The organism is Halomonas alkalicola (assembly GCF_030704205.1).
In the GTDB taxonomy this organism is placed as follows: Bacteria; Pseudomonadota; Gammaproteobacteria; order Pseudomonadales; family Halomonadaceae; genus Halomonas; species Halomonas alkalicola.
The window spans coordinates 1,907,398-1,923,761 of record NZ_CP131913.1 but is presented as its reverse complement, the minus strand read 5'-3'; the positions used below and the strand labels follow the sequence as shown (position 1 = coordinate 1,923,761).

13 protein-coding genes, 2 tRNA genes and 1 pseudogene are annotated in these 16,364 nt (G+C 67.2%); 15 read left to right on the top strand and 1 reads right to left on the bottom strand.

Annotated features, from left to right (window positions below; genetic code table 11):
- Nucleotides 1-36: 36 nt before the first annotated feature.
- A complete protein-coding gene (gene yhbY, locus B6N23_RS09175) occupies nucleotides 37-363 on the bottom strand; it encodes a ribosome assembly RNA-binding protein YhbY (protein WP_110070018.1) in 327 nt (108 codons plus the stop codon).
- A 205-nt stretch (nucleotides 364-568) separates the two neighbouring features.
- On the opposite strand from yhbY, the gene rlmE reads away from it, so the two are divergent.
- The 15 genes and pseudogenes from rlmE (at nucleotide 569) to pnp (ending at nucleotide 16,347) form a co-directional block, all read left to right on the top strand.
- The gene (rlmE, locus tag B6N23_RS09170) at nucleotides 569-1,258 is read left to right on the top strand and encodes a 23S rRNA (uridine(2552)-2'-O)-methyltransferase RlmE (RefSeq protein ID WP_379686303.1); all 690 of its coding nucleotides are present in this window, start codon (nucleotides 569-571) and stop codon (nucleotides 1,256-1,258) included.
- A 197-nt stretch (nucleotides 1,259-1,455) separates the two neighbouring features.
- Complete coding sequence (gene ftsH, locus B6N23_RS09165; protein ID WP_305498026.1) at nucleotides 1,456-3,447, top strand: ATP-dependent zinc metalloprotease FtsH; 1,992 nt, start codon at nucleotides 1,456-1,458, stop codon at nucleotides 3,445-3,447.
- Between the two features lie 87 nt (nucleotides 3,448-3,534).
- Complete coding sequence (gene folP, locus B6N23_RS09160) at nucleotides 3,535-4,386, top strand: dihydropteroate synthase (protein ID WP_439649814.1); 852 nt, start codon at nucleotides 3,535-3,537, stop codon at nucleotides 4,384-4,386.
- Entirely contained in the window at nucleotides 4,386-5,741 is a 1,356-nt protein-coding gene (gene glmM / locus B6N23_RS09155) for a phosphoglucosamine mutase (RefSeq protein WP_119022761.1), read from the top strand. The genes folP and glmM overlap by 1 nt, the downstream gene beginning before the upstream one ends.
- A gap of 67 nt (nucleotides 5,742-5,808) precedes the next feature.
- Entirely contained in the window at nucleotides 5,809-6,558 is a 750-nt protein-coding gene (gene tpiA, locus B6N23_RS09150) for a triose-phosphate isomerase (protein ID WP_119022760.1), read from the top strand.
- Nucleotides 6,559-6,562: 4 nt separating this feature from the next.
- Nucleotides 6,563-6,922, top strand: a complete 360-nt coding sequence (secG, locus tag B6N23_RS09145; RefSeq protein ID WP_305498017.1) for a preprotein translocase subunit SecG — start codon at nucleotides 6,563-6,565, stop codon at nucleotides 6,920-6,922.
- Nucleotides 6,923-6,952: 30 nt separating this feature from the next.
- Nucleotides 6,953-7,039 (top strand) — tRNA-Leu (locus tag B6N23_RS09140).
- A 119-nt stretch (nucleotides 7,040-7,158) separates the two neighbouring features.
- Nucleotides 7,159-7,235: transfer RNA gene (locus B6N23_RS09135), tRNA-Met, on the top strand.
- 246 nt (nucleotides 7,236-7,481) lie between these two features.
- Entirely contained in the window at nucleotides 7,482-7,961 is a 480-nt protein-coding gene (rimP, locus tag B6N23_RS09130; protein ID WP_305498014.1) for a ribosome maturation factor RimP, read from the top strand.
- 72 nt (nucleotides 7,962-8,033) lie between these two features.
- Nucleotides 8,034-9,524 carry a transcription termination factor NusA gene (gene nusA / locus B6N23_RS09125; protein WP_305498012.1) on the top strand — a complete coding sequence of 497 codons (1,491 nt, stop codon included), beginning with the start codon at nucleotides 8,034-8,036 and terminating at the stop codon, nucleotides 9,522-9,524.
- Nucleotides 9,525-9,625: 101 nt separating this feature from the next.
- Nucleotides 9,626-12,137 (top strand): annotated as a pseudogene (gene infB / locus B6N23_RS09120) (translation initiation factor IF-2).
- Nucleotides 12,138-12,155: 18 nt separating this feature from the next.
- A complete protein-coding gene (gene rbfA, locus B6N23_RS09115; RefSeq protein ID WP_305498010.1) occupies nucleotides 12,156-12,596 on the top strand; it encodes a 30S ribosome-binding factor RbfA in 441 nt (146 codons plus the stop codon).
- On the top strand, nucleotides 12,596-13,513 hold the full coding sequence (gene truB, locus B6N23_RS09110; protein ID WP_305498008.1) for a tRNA pseudouridine(55) synthase TruB: 918 nt from the start codon (nucleotides 12,596-12,598) through the stop codon (nucleotides 13,511-13,513). Before rbfA ends, truB begins: the two co-directional genes overlap by 1 nt.
- Before the next feature lie 79 nt (nucleotides 13,514-13,592).
- Nucleotides 13,593-13,862 carry a 30S ribosomal protein S15 gene (gene rpsO, locus B6N23_RS09105; RefSeq protein ID WP_110070029.1) on the top strand — a complete coding sequence of 90 codons (270 nt, stop codon included), beginning with the start codon at nucleotides 13,593-13,595 and terminating at the stop codon, nucleotides 13,860-13,862.
- 349 nt (nucleotides 13,863-14,211) lie between these two features.
- Complete coding sequence (pnp, locus tag B6N23_RS09100) at nucleotides 14,212-16,347, top strand: polyribonucleotide nucleotidyltransferase (RefSeq protein WP_305498004.1); 2,136 nt, start codon at nucleotides 14,212-14,214, stop codon at nucleotides 16,345-16,347.
- The last annotated feature ends 17 nt before the right edge of the window (nucleotides 16,348-16,364 follow it).

Genomic DNA, 16,364 nt, shown 5'->3' with positions numbered 1-16,364 from the left:
CGGGGCTTCTTTGCTGGGTCGCTTGGCGCTTGGGGGTCAGTGCCGCCCGTGGTGCCCCTCGAAGCGCTGGACGTTGGAGAGCTTCGGGTTGACCCGGGGGTTCTTGCGATAGAGCAGCGCCATCTTGCCGATCTTCTGCACCAGCTCGGCGCCGCTCGCGGCGACCAGCTCCTCGAGAATGATGCCGCGGTCGTCGCGCTCCGGCAGGGCCAGCTTCACCTTGATCAGCTCATGGTCGGAGAGCGCCCGGTCGAGCTCCGCCAGCACTCCTTCGGAAATGCCGTTCTCGGAGACCGTCACCACCGGGTTCAGGTGGTGGCCGATGCTGCGAAATGCTTTCTTTTGTGCCTGTGACAAGCTCATGGTATCTTGCATCTTCTTGGTTGCGCGCAGCCCCCCATAGTACGCGTAAAACGTGGCGCCGAAAATGGCTACGGCGAAATGCCGCGCCGTGCGCGCCCTGAGCCTGGTCCTCTCCGAAGGATCGGCCGGCGTCAGGCCTCCTGGCATGCCGCCTTCTGCATTTCGCTCCTGCGCCTGTCCGTTACCCTCCACTCCTGGTGATGCCGTGGCTCGTTCTCGCACAACATCTCCCGCCTCCGGCCCTGCGCCGGCCGGCAAGAGCGCCGCGAACAAGGGCTCTGCCAGCAAGACCAGCAAGGGCTGGCTGAAGGAGCACTTCGACGACCAGTACGTGCAGCGTTCCTGGCAGGATGGCTATCGCTCCCGGGCCAGCTACAAGCTGCTGGAGCTGGACGACAAGGATCGCCTCTTCAAGCCCGGCATGACGGTGATCGATCTCGGTGCGGCCCCCGGCGGCTGGAGCCAGGTGGCGGCCGAGAAGGTCGGCACCGAGGGGGTGGTGATCGCTTCCGACATCCTCGAGATGGACGCCCTGGCCGGCGTCGACTTCATCCAGGGCGACTTCACCGAGGAGGCGGTGCTCGAGGCGATCCTCGGGGTGCTGGGCGACCGGCCGGTGGACCTGGTGATGTCTGACATGGCCCCCAACATGAGCGGCATGGCCGCCATCGACCAGCCCCAGGCGATGTACCTGGTGGAGCTGGCGCTGGACCTGGCCGGCCAGACCCTGCGCCCCGGCGGCACCTTACTGGCCAAGGTGTTCCAGGGCGAGGGCTTCGACGAATACCTGAAGACCCTGCGTGAGCGCTTCACGCGGGTGGTGACCCGCAAGCCGGATGCCTCCCGGGCGCGCTCCCGCGAGGTCTACCTGCTGGCGCAGGGCTTCCGCGGCTGATGGCGGCCGATCGCCTCGATAGGCCTGGCCTACCGGGACGATTGCCGGACAGCGGCGCGCAACTGTGTCAGAGTGGCGCCTGAGGTGGACCGTCTGCGCCAGCGCGCCGGCGGTGGCCGAACGCAGCTGGCTCCTGTAGTGTCCAATGTGCCAGGCGCATATATGGCCGAAAGATTACTGATATTGAGGGTAGTCCCTTGAACGACATGGCGAAGAACCTGATTCTGTGGTTGGTCATCGCGGCGGTGCTGCTGACGGTGTTCAACAACTTCAGCGTCGACAGCTCACCCCAGTCGATGAACTACTCGCAGTTCGTCCAGCAGGTGCAGAACCAGCAGGTGCGCAGCGTGACCATCGATGGCTACCGGATCACCGGCGAGCGCACCGACGGCTCCTCGTTCCAGACCATCCGCCCCGCGGCGGAGGATCCCAAGCTGATCGACGACCTGCTCTCCAACAGCGTCACCGTGATCGGCAAGGAGCCCGAGCAGCAGAGCCTGTGGACCCGGCTGCTGATCGCCAGCTTCCCGATCCTGCTGATCCTGGCGATCTTCATGTTCTTCATGCGCCAGATGCAGGGGGGCGGGGCCGGCAAGGGCGGGCCGATGAGCTTCGGCAAGTCCAAGGCCAAGCTGCTCTCCCAGGACCAGATCAAGACCACCTTCGCCGACGTGGCCGGCTGTGACGAGGCCAAGGAGGAGGTCGAGGAGCTCGTCGACTTCCTGCGCGACCCCACCAAGTTCCAGCGCCTGGGCGGCAGCATTCCCCGCGGCGTGCTGATGGTGGGCCCGCCCGGCACCGGCAAGACGCTGCTCGCCAAGTCCATCGCAGGCGAGGCCAAGGTGCCCTTCTTCTCGATCTCTGGCTCCGACTTCGTCGAGATGTTCGTCGGCGTGGGTGCCTCCCGCGTGCGCGACATGTTCGAACAGGCCAAGAAGCAGGCCCCCTGCATCATCTTCATCGACGAGATCGACGCCGTGGGCCGCTCCCGCGGGGTCGGCATGGGCGGCGGCAACGACGAGCGCGAGCAGACCCTCAACCAGCTGCTGGTGGAGATGGACGGCTTCGAGGCCAACGAGGGCATCATCGTCATCGCCGCCACCAACCGCCCCGACGTGCTCGACCCGGCGCTGCTGCGTCCGGGCCGCTTCGACCGCCCGGTGGTGGTGGGCCTGCCCGACATCCGCGGCCGCGAGCACATCCTCAACGTGCACCTGCGCAAGGTGCCGCTGGCCGACGACGTCAAGCCGTCGCTGATCGCCCGCGGTACCCCGGGCTTCTCGGGCGCCGACCTGGCCAACCTGGTCAACGAGGCGGCGCTGTTCGCCGCGCGCCGCAACAAGCGCCTGGTGGGCATGGAGGAGCTGGAGCTGGCCAAGGACAAGATCATGATGGGCGCCGAGCGCCGCTCCATGGTCATGACCGAGAAGGAGAAGCTCAACACCGCCTACCACGAGTCGGGCCACGCCATCATCGGCCTGGTGGTACCAGAGCACGACCCGGTCTACAAGGTAACCATCATTCCCCGCGGCCGCGCCCTGGGCGTGACCATGTTCCTGCCCGAGCAGGATCGCTACAGCCTGTCGCGCCAGCAGATCCTCAGCCAGATCTGCTCGCTGTTCGGCGGCCGCATCGCCGAGGAGATGACTCTGGGCCCGAAAGGGGTCACCACCGGGGCCTCCAACGACATCAAGCGCGCCACCGAGCTGGCCCACAACATGGTCGCCAAGTGGGGCCTCTCCGACGAGATGGGCCCGATCATGTACGACGAGGACGAGTCCCACCAGTTCCTCGGCGGCCCGGGCCAGGGCGGCGGCAAGCTGAAGTCCGGCGAGACCATCTCGCGCCTCGACAAGGAGGTGCGCAAGGTGATCGACGAGTGCTACGAGCAGGCGCGCACCATCCTCGAGGAGAACCGCGACAAGCTCGACGCCATGGCCGAGGCGCTGATGAAGTACGAGACCATCGATGCCGACCAGCTCAAGGACATCATGGAGGGGCGCGATCCGCGTCCGCCCAAGGACTGGGAGGATGGCGACTCCTCCGGTCCCGGGGCACCGGTGACCGACGAGCCTGCCGCCGAGGCGACCCCCGAGGCCACCCCCGAGGATGAGACCGGCGGCGACGAGGAGGACGACGAGCCCCGCCGCCGTCCCTCCGACCCGCTGGGCGGCCCGGCCGGCTCCTGAAGCCGCAGCGTCCACCCCCTGACAGGCGCCCCCATCGTGGGGCGCCTGTGCGATTATGAGCCCTGATTCCCGCCACCACGAGCCATGATGACTTCGACCCTTGCCTCCCTCGCCTGCGGCCGCCACCGGCTGGACCTCAGCTTTCCCCGCGTGATGGGGATCCTCAACGTCACCCCCGACTCCTTCTCCGACGGCGGCCGCCATGTGGCCCTGGATGACGCCCTGCGCCACGCCGAGCGCATGCTGGCCGAGGGGGCGGCGATCATCGACGTGGGCGGCGAGTCCACCCGCCCCGGCGCCGATGAGGTCTCGTCCCAGCAGGAGCTCGACCGGGTCGCGCCGGTGGTGGAGGCCCTGGTGCGCGAGCTGGACGCCCTGGTCTCGGTGGATACCAGCTGCCCCGAGGTGATGCGCGAGAGCGCGGCCCTGGGGGCCGGCATGATCAACGACGTGCGCGCCCTGGAGCGCGAGGGCGCCCTGGCCGCGGCAATCGGCACGGGCCTGCCGGTTTGCCTGATGCATCGCCAGGGCGAGCCCCGCGACATGCAGCAGGCGCCCCGCTATGATGTGCCCATCGAGGAAGCGGTGGTCGACTACCTCGCCGAGCGGGTCGCCACCTGCGAGGCGGCCGGCCTGCGCCGCGAGCGCCTGCTGGTCGACTCCGGGTTCGGCTTCGGCAAGACCGTGGAGCACAACCTGCGCCTGCTAAATCGCCTGGAGCGCCTGGCGGTGCTCGAGCTGCCGCTGCTGGTGGGCATGTCCCGCAAGAGCATGATCGGCAAGGTGCTGGAGCGTCCGGTGGAGGAGCGCCTGCCCGGGGGGCTGGCGCTGACGGCCCTGGCGGTGGAGCGTGGCGCCCGCATCCTGCGTGTCCACGACGTGGCCCCCAGCGTGGATGCGGTGAACATGACCTGGGCCGTACTCAAGGAAGGATGCTGATGACACGACGCTATTTCGGCACCGACGGAATCCGCGGAACCGTCGGTGAGCCCCCCATCACGGCGGATTTCATGCTCAAGCTGGGCTGGGCCACCGGCCGCGTGCTGGCCGCGCGCGGCGGCAAGCGCCGCCCGCGGGTGCTGATCGGCAAGGACACCCGGATCTCCGGCTACATGTTCGAGTCGGCGCTGGAGGCGGGGCTCTCCGCCGCCGGCGTCGACGTGGCCCTGCTCGGCCCCATGCCGACGCCCGGCATCGCCTACCTGACCCGCACCTTCCGTGCCGATGCCGGGATCGTCATCTCGGCCTCCCACAACCCCTTCGCCGACAACGGCATCAAGTTTTTCTCCACCGCCGGGACCAAGCTGGACGATGCCCTCGAGGGGGAGATCGAGGCGATGCTCGACGAGCCGCTGACGACGGTGGCGGCCGACCAGCTGGGCAAGGTGGCTCGCATCGACGATGCCGCCGGCCGCTATATCGAGTTCTGCAAGTCCACGGTGCCGGATCGGGTGAGCCTGACGGGCCTGAAGGTGGTGCTGGACTGCGCCCACGGTGCGACCTACCACATCGCCCCCAGCGTGTTCCGCGAGCTGGGCGCTGAGGTGAGCCTGATCGGTGCAAGCCCTGATGGCCTCAATATCAACAAGGCGGTCGGCTCCACCCACCCGGCGGCACTGCGCGCGGCGGTGATCCAGCAGGGCGCCGACCTCGGCGTGGCCTTCGACGGCGACGGCGACCGCGTGCTGCTGGTGGATGCCGACGGTCGCGAGATCGACGGCGACGACATCCTCTACCTGATCGCCCGTGACCGCCACGCCCGCGGCGAGCTGGGCGGGGGCGTGGTGGGCACCCTGATGTCCAACTTCGGCCTGGCGGCGGCCTTCGAGGAGATGGGCGTGCCCTTCGAGCGCGCCAAGGTGGGCGACCGCTACGTGATGGAGCGGCTGGCCGCCAAGGGCTGGCAACTGGGCGGCGAATCCTCGGGCCATATCGTCTGTGGCCACGTGCAGACCACCGGCGACGGCATCGTCTCGGCGCTGCAGGTGCTGGCGATCATGGTGCGCGAGGAGAAGCCGCTGCAGCGCCTGCTGGCCGGCCTGGAGAAGGCGCCCCAGGCGCTGGTGAACGTGCGGCTCACGCCGGGCAGCAAGGCGGCGCTGCTCATGGAGCGGCCGGAACTCCAGGCGGTGGTGGCCGAGGTGGAGGCCGAGCTGGGCGACGAGGGGCGCGTGCTGCTGCGCCCCTCCGGCACCGAGCCGCTGATTCGCGTGATGGTGGAGGGGCGTCCCCATCTGGATGTGGACGGCCTGGCGCGACGCATCGCCGCCGAGGTCGAGTCGCTGCTGGGCTGAGCGGGGCCGGTTGTCTTGACAGGGCCGCTCCTATACCATTTCGCTCCACCTTGAAAGAGGACAGTCGATGCGTACCCCGCTGCTTGCCGGCAACTGGAAGATGAATGGCTCGGCCGATCTGGTCGAGGCGTTCGGTCGTGCCTTTGCCGAGGCCGAGCTGCCGGAGGGGATCGAGGTCGTGATCTTTCCTCCGTTCCCCTACCTGGATGCGGCGCGGCGCGCCTTCGCCGACACCCCGCTGCGGCTTGGCGCCCAGTCGCTCAATCCGCTGCATTCCGGGGCGCATACCGGCGAGGTCAGCGGACGCATGCTGTGCGAGTTCGGCGTGCGCTATGCCCTGGTCGGGCATTCGGAGCGCCGCCAGCTCTATCGCGAGGGCGATGCGCAGGTCTTCGATCGCCTGCTGGCCGCACTCAGCGTCGGCCTGACGCCGGTGCTCTGCGTGGGCGAGACCCTCGAGGAGCGCGATGCCGGCCGCACCATGGAGGTGGTGCTGCGCCAGGTGGGGTTCGTGATGTCGCGCCTGGAGCCGGAGCAGCGCCCGCGCGTGGTCATCGCCTACGAACCGGTGTGGGCCATCGGCACCGGTCGCACCGCCACGCCGGAGCAGGCCCAGGAGGTCATGGCCGGTATTCGCGACTACCAGGCCAGCTACGACCGGGAGCTGGCCGATGGACTGCGGTTGCTCTACGGGGGGAGCATGAATGCCGGCAACGCCGCCGAGCTGCTCGCCCAACCCGATATCGACGGCGGCCTGGTGGGCGGTGCCTCGCTCAAGGTCGACGATTTTCTAGCCATCTGTCAGTCAGCAGGTTGATTCCATGCAAGTTGCCATTCTCATGATCCATGTGGCGATCGCCATCGCCCTGGTCGTCCTTATCCTGCTGCAGCAGGGCAAGGGCGCCGAAGCCGGTGCCGCCTTCGGTGGCGGTGCCTCCCAGACCGTATTCGGCTCCCGCGGCAGCGGCGGTTTTCTCTCCAAGAGCACCGCGGTACTGGCGGCGGCATTCTTCGCCACCTCCCTGACCCTGGCCTGGTATGCCACCCAGGCGAGCCAGGCGCCGGAGGCCGGAATTCCCGACGCCCGTCTGATCGAGCAGCAGCGCGGCATTCCGACCCTTGACGACAGTGCCCAAGGTATGGATAATGCAGCGCCAGTGCTGGAGGGAAGCGACGGCTAGATCGCTTCGCAGTTTCCAGCCTCCCCTGATGCCGAAGTGGTGGAATTGGTAGACACGCTATCTTGAGGGGGTAGTGACCTTACGGTCGTGCGGGTTCAAGTCCCGCCTTCGGCACCATCTGATTCACCGCAGCGCCCTGGGCGCACAGGCGGTCCTTCAGACAGCAGGATTGGCATAGCGGTGAGCATCCCTTGACGTAAGTCGCGGTGATGCGTAGAATCACCGACCTAGATTGATGCGGGGTGGAGCAGTCTGGTAGCTCGTCGGGCTCATAACCCGAAGGTCGTCGGTTCAAATCCGGCCCCCGCTACCATCTTCCGGTTGACGCCTTTCGAATTGCGGTCCATGCGCTAAAGTTCGAAGAGAAGGGGCGGTCAGATTGCCGGAGTGGTATACAGGTTTCTTCTGAAAGCCCCTTCCTGTGAAGGGGCTTTTTGTTAGCAGCATGCAGGGCGTTGCGCGCCCGGCGGCTGTTCCGGGCAACGCCAATCAGCCACCTGACTTTCCTGATGACTCCCGGCCAGGTGCCTGATGCAACGGCTGTAGGAGCGATATTTTCGTGGCAATCAAGGATGCAGCCCTGCACGCAATGATCGAACCCGTGGTCACTGCCATGGGTTTCGAGCTGTGGGGCATCGACTTTCAATCCCAGGGCAGGCACTCCCGTCTGGTGATCTACATCGATCACGAGAATGGCGTCAGTGTGGACGACTGCGCCGACATCAGTCGCCAGGTAAGTGCGGTGTTCGACGTCGAGGACCCGATCCGCGGCGAGTATCGCCTCGAGGTCTCCTCCCCGGGCATGGACCGTCCGCTCTACACCCTCGATCAGTTCACCCCCTATCGCGGCCACGATGTGGCGCTGAAGCTGCGTGTGCCCTTCGAGGGACGACGCAAGTTCCAGGGCCTGCTGGCCGGTGTCGAGGGGGATGAGGTGCTGCTCCAGATGGACGGCGAGGAGTACTGCTTTCCGATCGAGAGCATCGACCAGGCGCACGTGGTGCCAAGGTTCGAGGACCCGGTCGATGGTCAGCCGTGACCATCAGGCTGCCGGTCGGCACGGGGCAATGAGCATGATGCTCGAGGACAGGTTTTCTGGCGAGGCAATGGCATGAGCAAAGAGATTCTGGCGGTCGTTGACGCGATCTCCAACGAGAAGGGAGTTCCCCGCGAGGTGATCTTCGAGGCCGTCGAGGCGGCCCTGGCCAGCGCATCCCGCAAGCGCTTCGAGGATGAAGAGGCCAGCGTGCGGGTGCATATCAATCGTCGTACCGGTGAGTACGAGACCTTCCGCCGCTGGACGGTGGTGGAAGACGACGACTTCGATGGCCCCGACCACGAGATCAAGCTCTCCTTCGCCGAGCGTCGCGACCCGCCCCTGGCGCTGGGCGATGTGGTCGAGGAGAAGATCGAGAACGCCGACTTCGGCCGCATCGCCGCCCAGACCGCCAAGCAGGTGATCGTGCAGAAGGTGCGCGAGGCCGAGCGGGCCGAAGTGGTGCGCCTCTACGCCGAGCGCGAGGGCGAGCTGGTCTCCGGCATCGTCAAGAAGACCACCCGCGACGGCCTGATCATCGACCTGGGCGAGAACGCCGAGGCGTTCCTGCCGCGCAGCGAGATGATCCCCGGCGAGCGCTATCGCATGAACGAGCGAGTGCGCGCCCTGCTGGTCAAGGTGGATCCCGAGGCGCGCGGCGCCCAGTTGATCCTGTCGCGCACCTGCCCGGAGCTGATCATCGAGCTGTTCAGCATCGAGGTGCCGGAGATCGCCGAGCAGCTCATCGAGATCAAGGGCGCCGCCCGTGATCCGGGCTCCCGGGCCAAGATCGCCGTGAAGACCAACGACCGGCGCATCGATCCGGTCGGCGCCTGCGTGGGCATGCGCGGCTCCCGCGTCCAGGCGGTCTCCTCGGAGCTGCAGAACGAGCGCGTCGACATCGTGCTGTGGGACGACAACCCCGCCCAGCTGGTGATCAACGCCATGGCGCCGGCGGACGTCGCCTCCATCCTGGTGGACGAGGATGCCCACGCCATGGACGTGGCGGTGGCCGAGGACAACCTGGCCCAGGCCATCGGCCGCAGCGGCCAGAACGTGCGCCTGGCCTCCGAGCTGACCGGCTGGCGGATCAACGTCATGACCGAGGCGGATGCCGAGGCCAAGCGCGACCAGGAGATCGACAGCCTGGTCGAGCACTTCATCCAGCACCTGGACATCGACGATGACGTCGCGCGCCTGCTGGTGGAGGAGGGCTTCACCTCCCTGGAGGAGATCGCCTACGTACCGGTCGAGGAGATGCTCGAGATCGAGGAATTCGACGAGGAGATCGTCGAGGAGCTGCGCGCCCGCGCCAAGGACGAGCTGCTCAACCTGGCCATCGCCTCCGAGGAGGAGCTCGACGGCGCACAGCCGGCCGAGGACCTGCTGGAGATGGACGGCATGGAGCGCCACCTGGCCTTCATCCTGGCCAGCCGCGGGATCGCCACCATGGGGGATCTTGCCGAGCAGTCCGTCGATGACCTGCTGGACATCGAGGGGATGGACGAGGAGCGCGCCGCGGCATTGATCATGACTGCCCGTGCGCCCTGGTTTGAAAACGAATAGCTCGAAGGCGATTGGCGTGACAGGCGCCATGCCCGGTAACCAGAGACCGGGCGAGAGGATTCGAAGCGAAGAATTGGGGTCACGGGCTCAGGAGGGTCGTAATGTCAGAGATGACCGTTAAGGATTTTGCAGCGAAGGTGGGGCGCGACGTGCCTCGTCTGCTGGAACAGATGAAAGAGGCCGGTCTCGGCCACAAGACCGAAGGCGATGCGGTGTCCGAAGAGGACAAGCGCCAGCTGCTGGACTACCTCACCAAGAGTCACGGTGGGGGCACCAGCGCCGCGGCGCCGAAGAACCGCATCACCCCGACGCGCAAGACGCGTACGCGCATCAACACCGGCGAGCGCGGCAAGACCATCGAGGTGCAGGTGCGCAAGAAGCGTACCTACGTCAAGCGGGCCGATGAAGAGGTCGCGCCGGAGCCGGTCGAGGAGACCGGGCCGCGCCAGCTGGTCGGTGACATGGCCGACTCCCAGCAGGCCCAGGCCGAGCAGGAGGCCCGCGAGGCCGAAGCCGCCAAGACCCGCGCCGCCGATGAGGCCGCCCGCGAGGCCGCGGCCAAGCTCGAGGCCGAGAAGGCCGAGGCCGAGCCGCAGATCCCGGTGCCCGAGCTGGTGGAGCAGCCGGCCGGCGACGAGCCGCCCGCGCCGCCCAAGGAAGGCCGTACCGACCGCCGCACCGCGCCGCCCAAGAAGGCCGCCGCCAAGAAGGGGCGCCATGAGCGCGACGACGATGATCGCGACGAGCGTCGGCGTGGCGGTGCCAAGAAGGCCAAGCGCGCCGAGCGCCGCGGCGGCCGTCGTGGTGGCACTCAGGGGGGCGGCAAGCACGGTTTCCAGAAGCCGACCCAGCCGATCGTCCGCGAGGTCTCCATCCCCGAGTCGATCAGCGTCGCCGACCTGGCCGACAAGATGTCGATCAAGGCGAACGAGGTCATCAAGGCCATGTTCACCATGGGCGCGGCGGTGACCATCAACCAGACCATCGATCAGGACACCGCGGCCATCGTGGTCGAGGAGATGGGCCACAAGCCCAAGCTGATCAAGGACGACGCCCTCGAGACCGAAATGCTCGAAGGCATCTCCTACGAGGGCGAGGAGATCACCCGCTCGCCGGTGGTCACCGTGATGGGCCACGTCGACCACGGCAAGACCTCGCTGCTCGACTATATCCGCAAGGCCAAGGTGGCCACCGGTGAAGCCGGCGGTATCACCCAGCACATCGGCGCCTACCACGTCGAGGACGAGCACGGTGGCGTGACCTTCCTGGATACCCCCGGCCACGCGGCGTTCACCGCCATGCGTGCCCGTGGCGCCAAGGCCACCGACGTGGTCATCCTGGTGGTGGCCGCCGACGACGGCGTGATGCCCCAGACCATCGAGGCGATCGAGCACTCCAAGGCGGCCGATGTGCCCATGGTGGTGGCGGTCAACAAGATCGACAAGCCGGCGGCCGATCCGGATCGGGTCAAGAACGAGCTTTCACAGCACGGCGTGATCTCCGAGGAGTGGGGCGGCGACACCCAGTTCGTCCACGTCTCGGCCAAGAGCGGTGAAGGCATCGAGGACCTGCTGGAGGCGATCCAGCTGGTCTCCGAGGTGCTCGAGCTCAAGGCCGTGCCGGCAGCGCCCGGCAAGGGCGTGGTGGTCGAGTCCCGCCTGGACAAGGGCCGCGGCCCGGTGGCTACCGTGCTGGTCCAGAACGGTACCCTGAAGAAGGGCGACATCGTGCTGGCCGGCCTGCACTATGGCCGCGTACGCGCGCTGACCAACGAGCTGGGCCAGCAGGTCGACACGGCCGGTCCCTCGATGCCCGTGGAGATCCAGGGCCTCGACGGCACCCCGGACGCCGGTGACGACTTCATGGTGGTGGCCGACGAGAAGAAGGCCCGCGAGGTCGCCAACTTCCGTCAGGGCAAGTACCGCGAGGTGCGCCTGGCTCGCCAGCAGAAGGCCAAGCTGGAGAATATGTTCAGCCAGATGGGCCAGGACGAAGTCGCCAAGGTCAATATCGTGCTCAAGGCCGACGTCCAGGGCTCCCTGGAAGCGATCAAGGGCGCGCTGGAAGAGCTCTCCACCGACGAGGTGCAGGTGGCCGTGGTCTCCTCCGGGGTGGGCGGCATCACCGGCACCGACGCCAACCTGGCGCTGGCCTCCGAGGCCATCGTGGTCGGCTTCAACGTGCGTGCCGACGCCGCAGCCCGCGAGATCATCGAGCGTGAAGGCCTGGATCTGCGCTACTACAGCGTCATCTACCAGCTGATCGACGAGGTCAAGCAGGCGATGAGCGGCATGCTGGCGCCGGAGTGGAAGGAAGAGATCGTCGGCGTGGCCGAGGTCCGTGACGTCTTCCGCGCGCCCAAGATCGGCGCCGTGGCCGGCCGGCTGCATGGTGGTCGAGGGCAGCGTCTTCCGTAACAAGAAGATCCGCGTGCTGCGCGACAACGTGGTGATCTACGAGGGCGAGCTCGAGTCGCTGCGCCGCTTCAAGGACGACGTCCAGGAAGTGCGCAACGGCATGGAGTGCGGCATCGGCGTGAAGAACTACAACGATGTCCAGGTCGGCGACAAGATCGAGGTCTTCGATCAGGTCAAGGTCGAGCGGACCCTCTAAGGGCTCGAGGAGTCGTTCATGCGCGAGTTCAAGCGAACCGACCGGGTGGCCGACCAGCTCCAGAAGGAGCTGGCGGTACTCATCCAGCGCGAGGTCAAGGACCCGCGCCTGGGCATGGTGACGGTCAGCGGCGTCGAGGTCAGCCGTGACCTCGGCTACGCCGACGTCCACGTGACCCTGCTGGGCGAGGACACCCCGGAGCGGATCAAGGAGAACCTCAAGGTTCTCAAGCAGGCCGCGGGTTTCCTGCGTGGCCAGGTCGCGCGGCGCATCAAGCTGCGCCACGTGCCGGAGCTGCGCTTCCACTACGACGAGAGCGTGGTGCGGGGCCAGCGGCTCTCCTCGCTGATCCAGGAGGCGGTCGCCAGCGACCGCTCCCGCAGCGGTGACGAGAGCGGTGACGAGGGCGCCGAGCCGCGCGGCGATGGTGAATCCGGCAGCGACAGCGGGCGCGACTGATGGCGCGTCGGCGTCGCGGCCTGCCGGTCAACGGGGTGCTGCTGCTGGACAAGCCCAAGGGCCTCTCCAGCAACCACGCCCTGCAGCGTGCCCGGCGGCTGTTCCAGGCCCAGAAGGCCGGTCATACCGGCACCCTGGACCCCATGGCCACCGGGCTGCTGCCGGTCTGCTTCGGTGAGGCGACCAAGTTTTCCGCCCACCTGCTGGCCGCCGACAAGGTCTACCGCACCCGGGTCGAACTGGGCGCGGTGACCGACACCGGCGACGCCGAGGGCGAGGTGGTCGAACGCTGTGCGGTGCCGCCGCTCACCGCGGCCGACGTGGAGGGCGTGCTCGAGCGCTTCCACGGCGAGATCGAGCAGGTGCCGCCGATGTACTCGGCGCTCAAGCATCAGGGGCGCAAGCTCTATGAGCTGGCCCGCGAGGGCAAGACGATCGAGCGTGCAGCGCGGCGCGTGGCGGTGTATGATGCCCGGCTTCTCGCCTTCGAGGGCGAGGCCTTCGAGCTCGAGGTGAAGGTCAGCAAGGGCACCTATGTGCGCACCCTGGCCGAGGACATCGGTCGGGCCCTGGGCACCGGCGCGCATATCAGCGCGCTGCGGCGCCTGGCGACCGGCCCCTTCACCGCGCAGGGCATGCTGACCCTCGAGGCCCTGGAGGCGCTGCCCGATCAGGCTGCCCGCGAGGCGACGCTGCTGCCCGTCGACGTGCTGGTCGCGCACCTGCCGCGACTCGAGCTGGACGCCTCGGCGGCCGCTCGCCTGACCCTGGGTCAGGCGGCTCGTGTCGATGCCTCGGGCATCGCCACCGGCGAGACGGCAAGACTCTACTGCGACGGGGCCTTCCTGGGCCTCGGCGCGGTAACGGCGCCACAGGAGGTGGCGCCGAAACGGCTGCTGAGCACTGCGGCCGATTGAAGGGAGAAACGCCCGAGACTGCAAATATGCGTGGTCTCACACACTCATCATTCAGGCATATTGCTTACTGGAGAGACAGATGGCACTGACAGCCGAGCAGAAGTCCGCAATCGTCAGCGAATTTGGTCGCGGCGAGAACGACACCGGTTCCCCCGAAGTGCAGGTAGCCCTGCTGAGCGCCAACATCGATGGCCTGCAGGACCACTTCAAGACCAACAAGCAGGATCACCACTCCCGTCGTGGCCTGATCCGCATGGTCAACCAGCGCCGCAAGCTGCTTGACTACCTGAAGCGCAAGGACTTCGAGCGCTATCAGGCACTGATCCAGCGTCTCGGCCTGCGCCGCTAAGAAAAGGGTATTTCGCTGCTGCGCTCGATATCCTGGCTGCCGGCGGTGCCGGTGCGCCGGCCCGATCGCCCTCCTCATGTAGCGAGCTACACTCCGGTTCCTGCGCTCCGGCGGCAACCAGCCTCTCATCGCTCGCAACGCGAAATCCTCCTTTTCTTCAAACGGGTAGCTTCCTTCGGGGGCTACCCGTTTTGTTTCTTTAGCGTTTGAGCAGGGGCGCCAGGGGTGGGTAGTTGGGAGGGGCCGAGGAAATGTCGCCATCCGGTGGCCGCGGGGCGCGTCAACCCCTAAAATGGTCGCCGAGTCAAAACGACCCCAACACAGAAAAGTAGATAGGAAGGAAGTCGCCGTGAATCCGGTCAAGAAGACATTTCAGTACGGTCGCAGCGCCGTCACCCTGGAAACCGGGCGCATCGCCCGCCAGGCCTCCGGTGCCGTCATGGTCACCATGGACGACACCGTGGTGCTCTGCACCGTGGTGGCCCGCAAGGAAGCCAACCCCAACCAGCCGTTCTTCCCGCTCTCCGTGCACTACCAGGAGAAGACCTATGCGGTCGGCAAGATTCCCGGCGGCTTCTTCAAGCGCGAGGGGCGTCCCACCGAGAAGGAGACCCTCACCTCGCGGCTGATCGATCGCCCGATCCGCCCGCTCTTCCCCAAGGGCTTCATGAACGAGGTGCAGGTAGTCTGCTCGGTGCTCTCCACCGACCGCAACCATGACCCGGACATCGCTGCCATGCTCGGCACCTCCGCGGCCCTGGCCATCTCCGGGGTGCCCTTCAACGGCCCCATCGCCGCGGCCCGCGTCGGCTTCGACGAGGAGAAGGGCTACTTCCTCAACCCCACCGTCGAGGAGCTCGCCGGCTCCGAGCTCAACATGGTGGTGGCCGGCACCGAGAAAGCGGTGCTGATGGTGGAGTCCGAGGCCGACGAGCTGCTCGAGGACGAGATGCTGGGCGCCGTGCTCTACGGTCACCAGGAGATGCAGGTGGCCATCCAGGCCATCAACGAGCTGACCGCCGAGGCGGGCAAGCCCAAGTGGGAGTGGCAGGCCCCGGCGGAGAACACCGAGCTCAAGGCCGCCGTGGCCGGCGCCTTCGAGGCCAGGGTGGGTGAGGCCTACCGCATCACCGACAAGATGGCCCGCCAGGATGCGCTCTCCGCCCTCAAGGCCGAGGCCGTCGAGCAGCTGGCCGGTGAGGAAGAGGGCAAATTCGACGCCGAGGAGGTCAAGGGCGCTTTTGCCGGCCTCGAGAAGCGCGTGGTGCGCTCCCGGGTGGTCAAGGGCGAGCCGCGCATCGACGGCCGCGACCACAAGACGGTGCGTCCCTTGGCCATCGAGGTGGGCAGCCTGCCCAAGACCCACGGTTCGGCGATCTTCACCCGGGGCGAGACCCAGGCCATCGTGGTGGCGACCCTCGGCACCCTGCGCGACTCCCAGCTGATCGAGTCTCTGGAAGGGGAGCGCAAGGACCGCTTCATGCTCCACTACAACTTCCCCCCCTACAGCGTGGGCGAGGCGGGCTTCATGGGCGGCCCCAAGCGTCGCGAGATCGGCCACGGCCGCCTGGCGCGCCGGGGCGTGCAGGCCATGCTGCCCGACGATGCCGAGTTCCCCTACACCATCCGCGTGGTCTCCGAGATCACCGAGTCCAACGGCTCCAGCTCCATGGCGTCCGTGTGCGGCGCCTCCCTGGCGCTGATGGACGCCGGCGTGCCGATGAAGGCGCCGGTGGCGGGCATCGCCATGGGCCTGGTGAAGGATGACGACGGCTTTGCCGTGCTCACCGACATCCTGGGCGACGAGGACCACCTCGGCGACATGGACTTCAAGGTGGCCGGCACCAGCGAGGGCGTCACCGCCCTGCAGATGGACATCAAGATCGAGGGCATCAACGAGGAGATCATGGAGCAGGCGCTCCAGCAGGCCCTGGAGGCCCGCCTGAGCATCCTCGAGCAGATGAACGCCGTGATCGGCCAGAGCCGCGCCGAGGTCTCCGAGAATGCGCCCTCCATGGCCACCATCAAGATCGACCCGGAGAAGATCCGCGACGTCATCGGCAAGGGCGGCTCCACCATCCGCAAGATCTGCGAGGATACCGGCGCCTCCATTGATCTGGACGACGACGGCACCGTGCGCATCTACGCCGAGGACAAGAAGGCGGCCAAGGCGGCCATCGACACCGTCCTGGCGATCACCGCCGAGGCGGAGATCGGCAAGCTCTACCGCGGCAAGGTGGTACGCATCGCCGACTTCGGCGCCTTCGTCAACATCATGCCGGGCACCGACGGCCTGGTGCACATCTCCCAGATCGTGCCGGAGCGGGTCAACGACGTGCGTGACTTCCTCAACGAGGGTGACGAGGTGGTGGTCAAGGTGCTCGACATCGACAACCGCAACCGGGTGAAGCTCACCATCAAGGAGATCACCCCGGAAGAGAAGGCGGCCTTCGAGGCCGAGGCAGCCGCCGAGCCCGTGCTCTAAGCGCCAAGCGCCCAGCC

Excerpts from the sequence above, each read along its gene's own strand:
- nusA (WP_305498012.1), top strand. The coding sequence starts at position 8,034 with ATGAGCAAAGAGATTCTGGCGGTCGTTGACGCGATCTCCAACGAGAAG.
- truB (WP_305498008.1), top strand. The coding sequence starts at position 12,596 with ATGGCGCGTCGGCGTCGCGGCCTGCCGGTCAACGGGGTGCTGCTGCTG.
- tpiA (WP_119022760.1), top strand. The coding sequence starts at position 5,809 with ATGCGTACCCCGCTGCTTGCCGGCAACTGGAAGATGAATGGCTCGGCC.
- yhbY (WP_110070018.1), bottom strand. The coding sequence starts at position 363 with ATGAGCTTGTCACAGGCACAAAAGAAAGCATTTCGCAGCATCGGCCAC.
- rpsO (WP_110070029.1), top strand. The coding sequence starts at position 13,593 with ATGGCACTGACAGCCGAGCAGAAGTCCGCAATCGTCAGCGAATTTGGT.
- rbfA (WP_305498010.1), top strand. The coding sequence starts at position 12,156 with ATGCGCGAGTTCAAGCGAACCGACCGGGTGGCCGACCAGCTCCAGAAG.
- secG (WP_305498017.1), top strand. The coding sequence starts at position 6,563 with ATGCAAGTTGCCATTCTCATGATCCATGTGGCGATCGCCATCGCCCTG.
- glmM (WP_119022761.1), top strand. The coding sequence starts at position 4,386 with ATGACACGACGCTATTTCGGCACCGACGGAATCCGCGGAACCGTCGGT.
- folP (WP_439649814.1), top strand. The coding sequence starts at position 3,535 with ATGACTTCGACCCTTGCCTCCCTCGCCTGCGGCCGCCACCGGCTGGAC.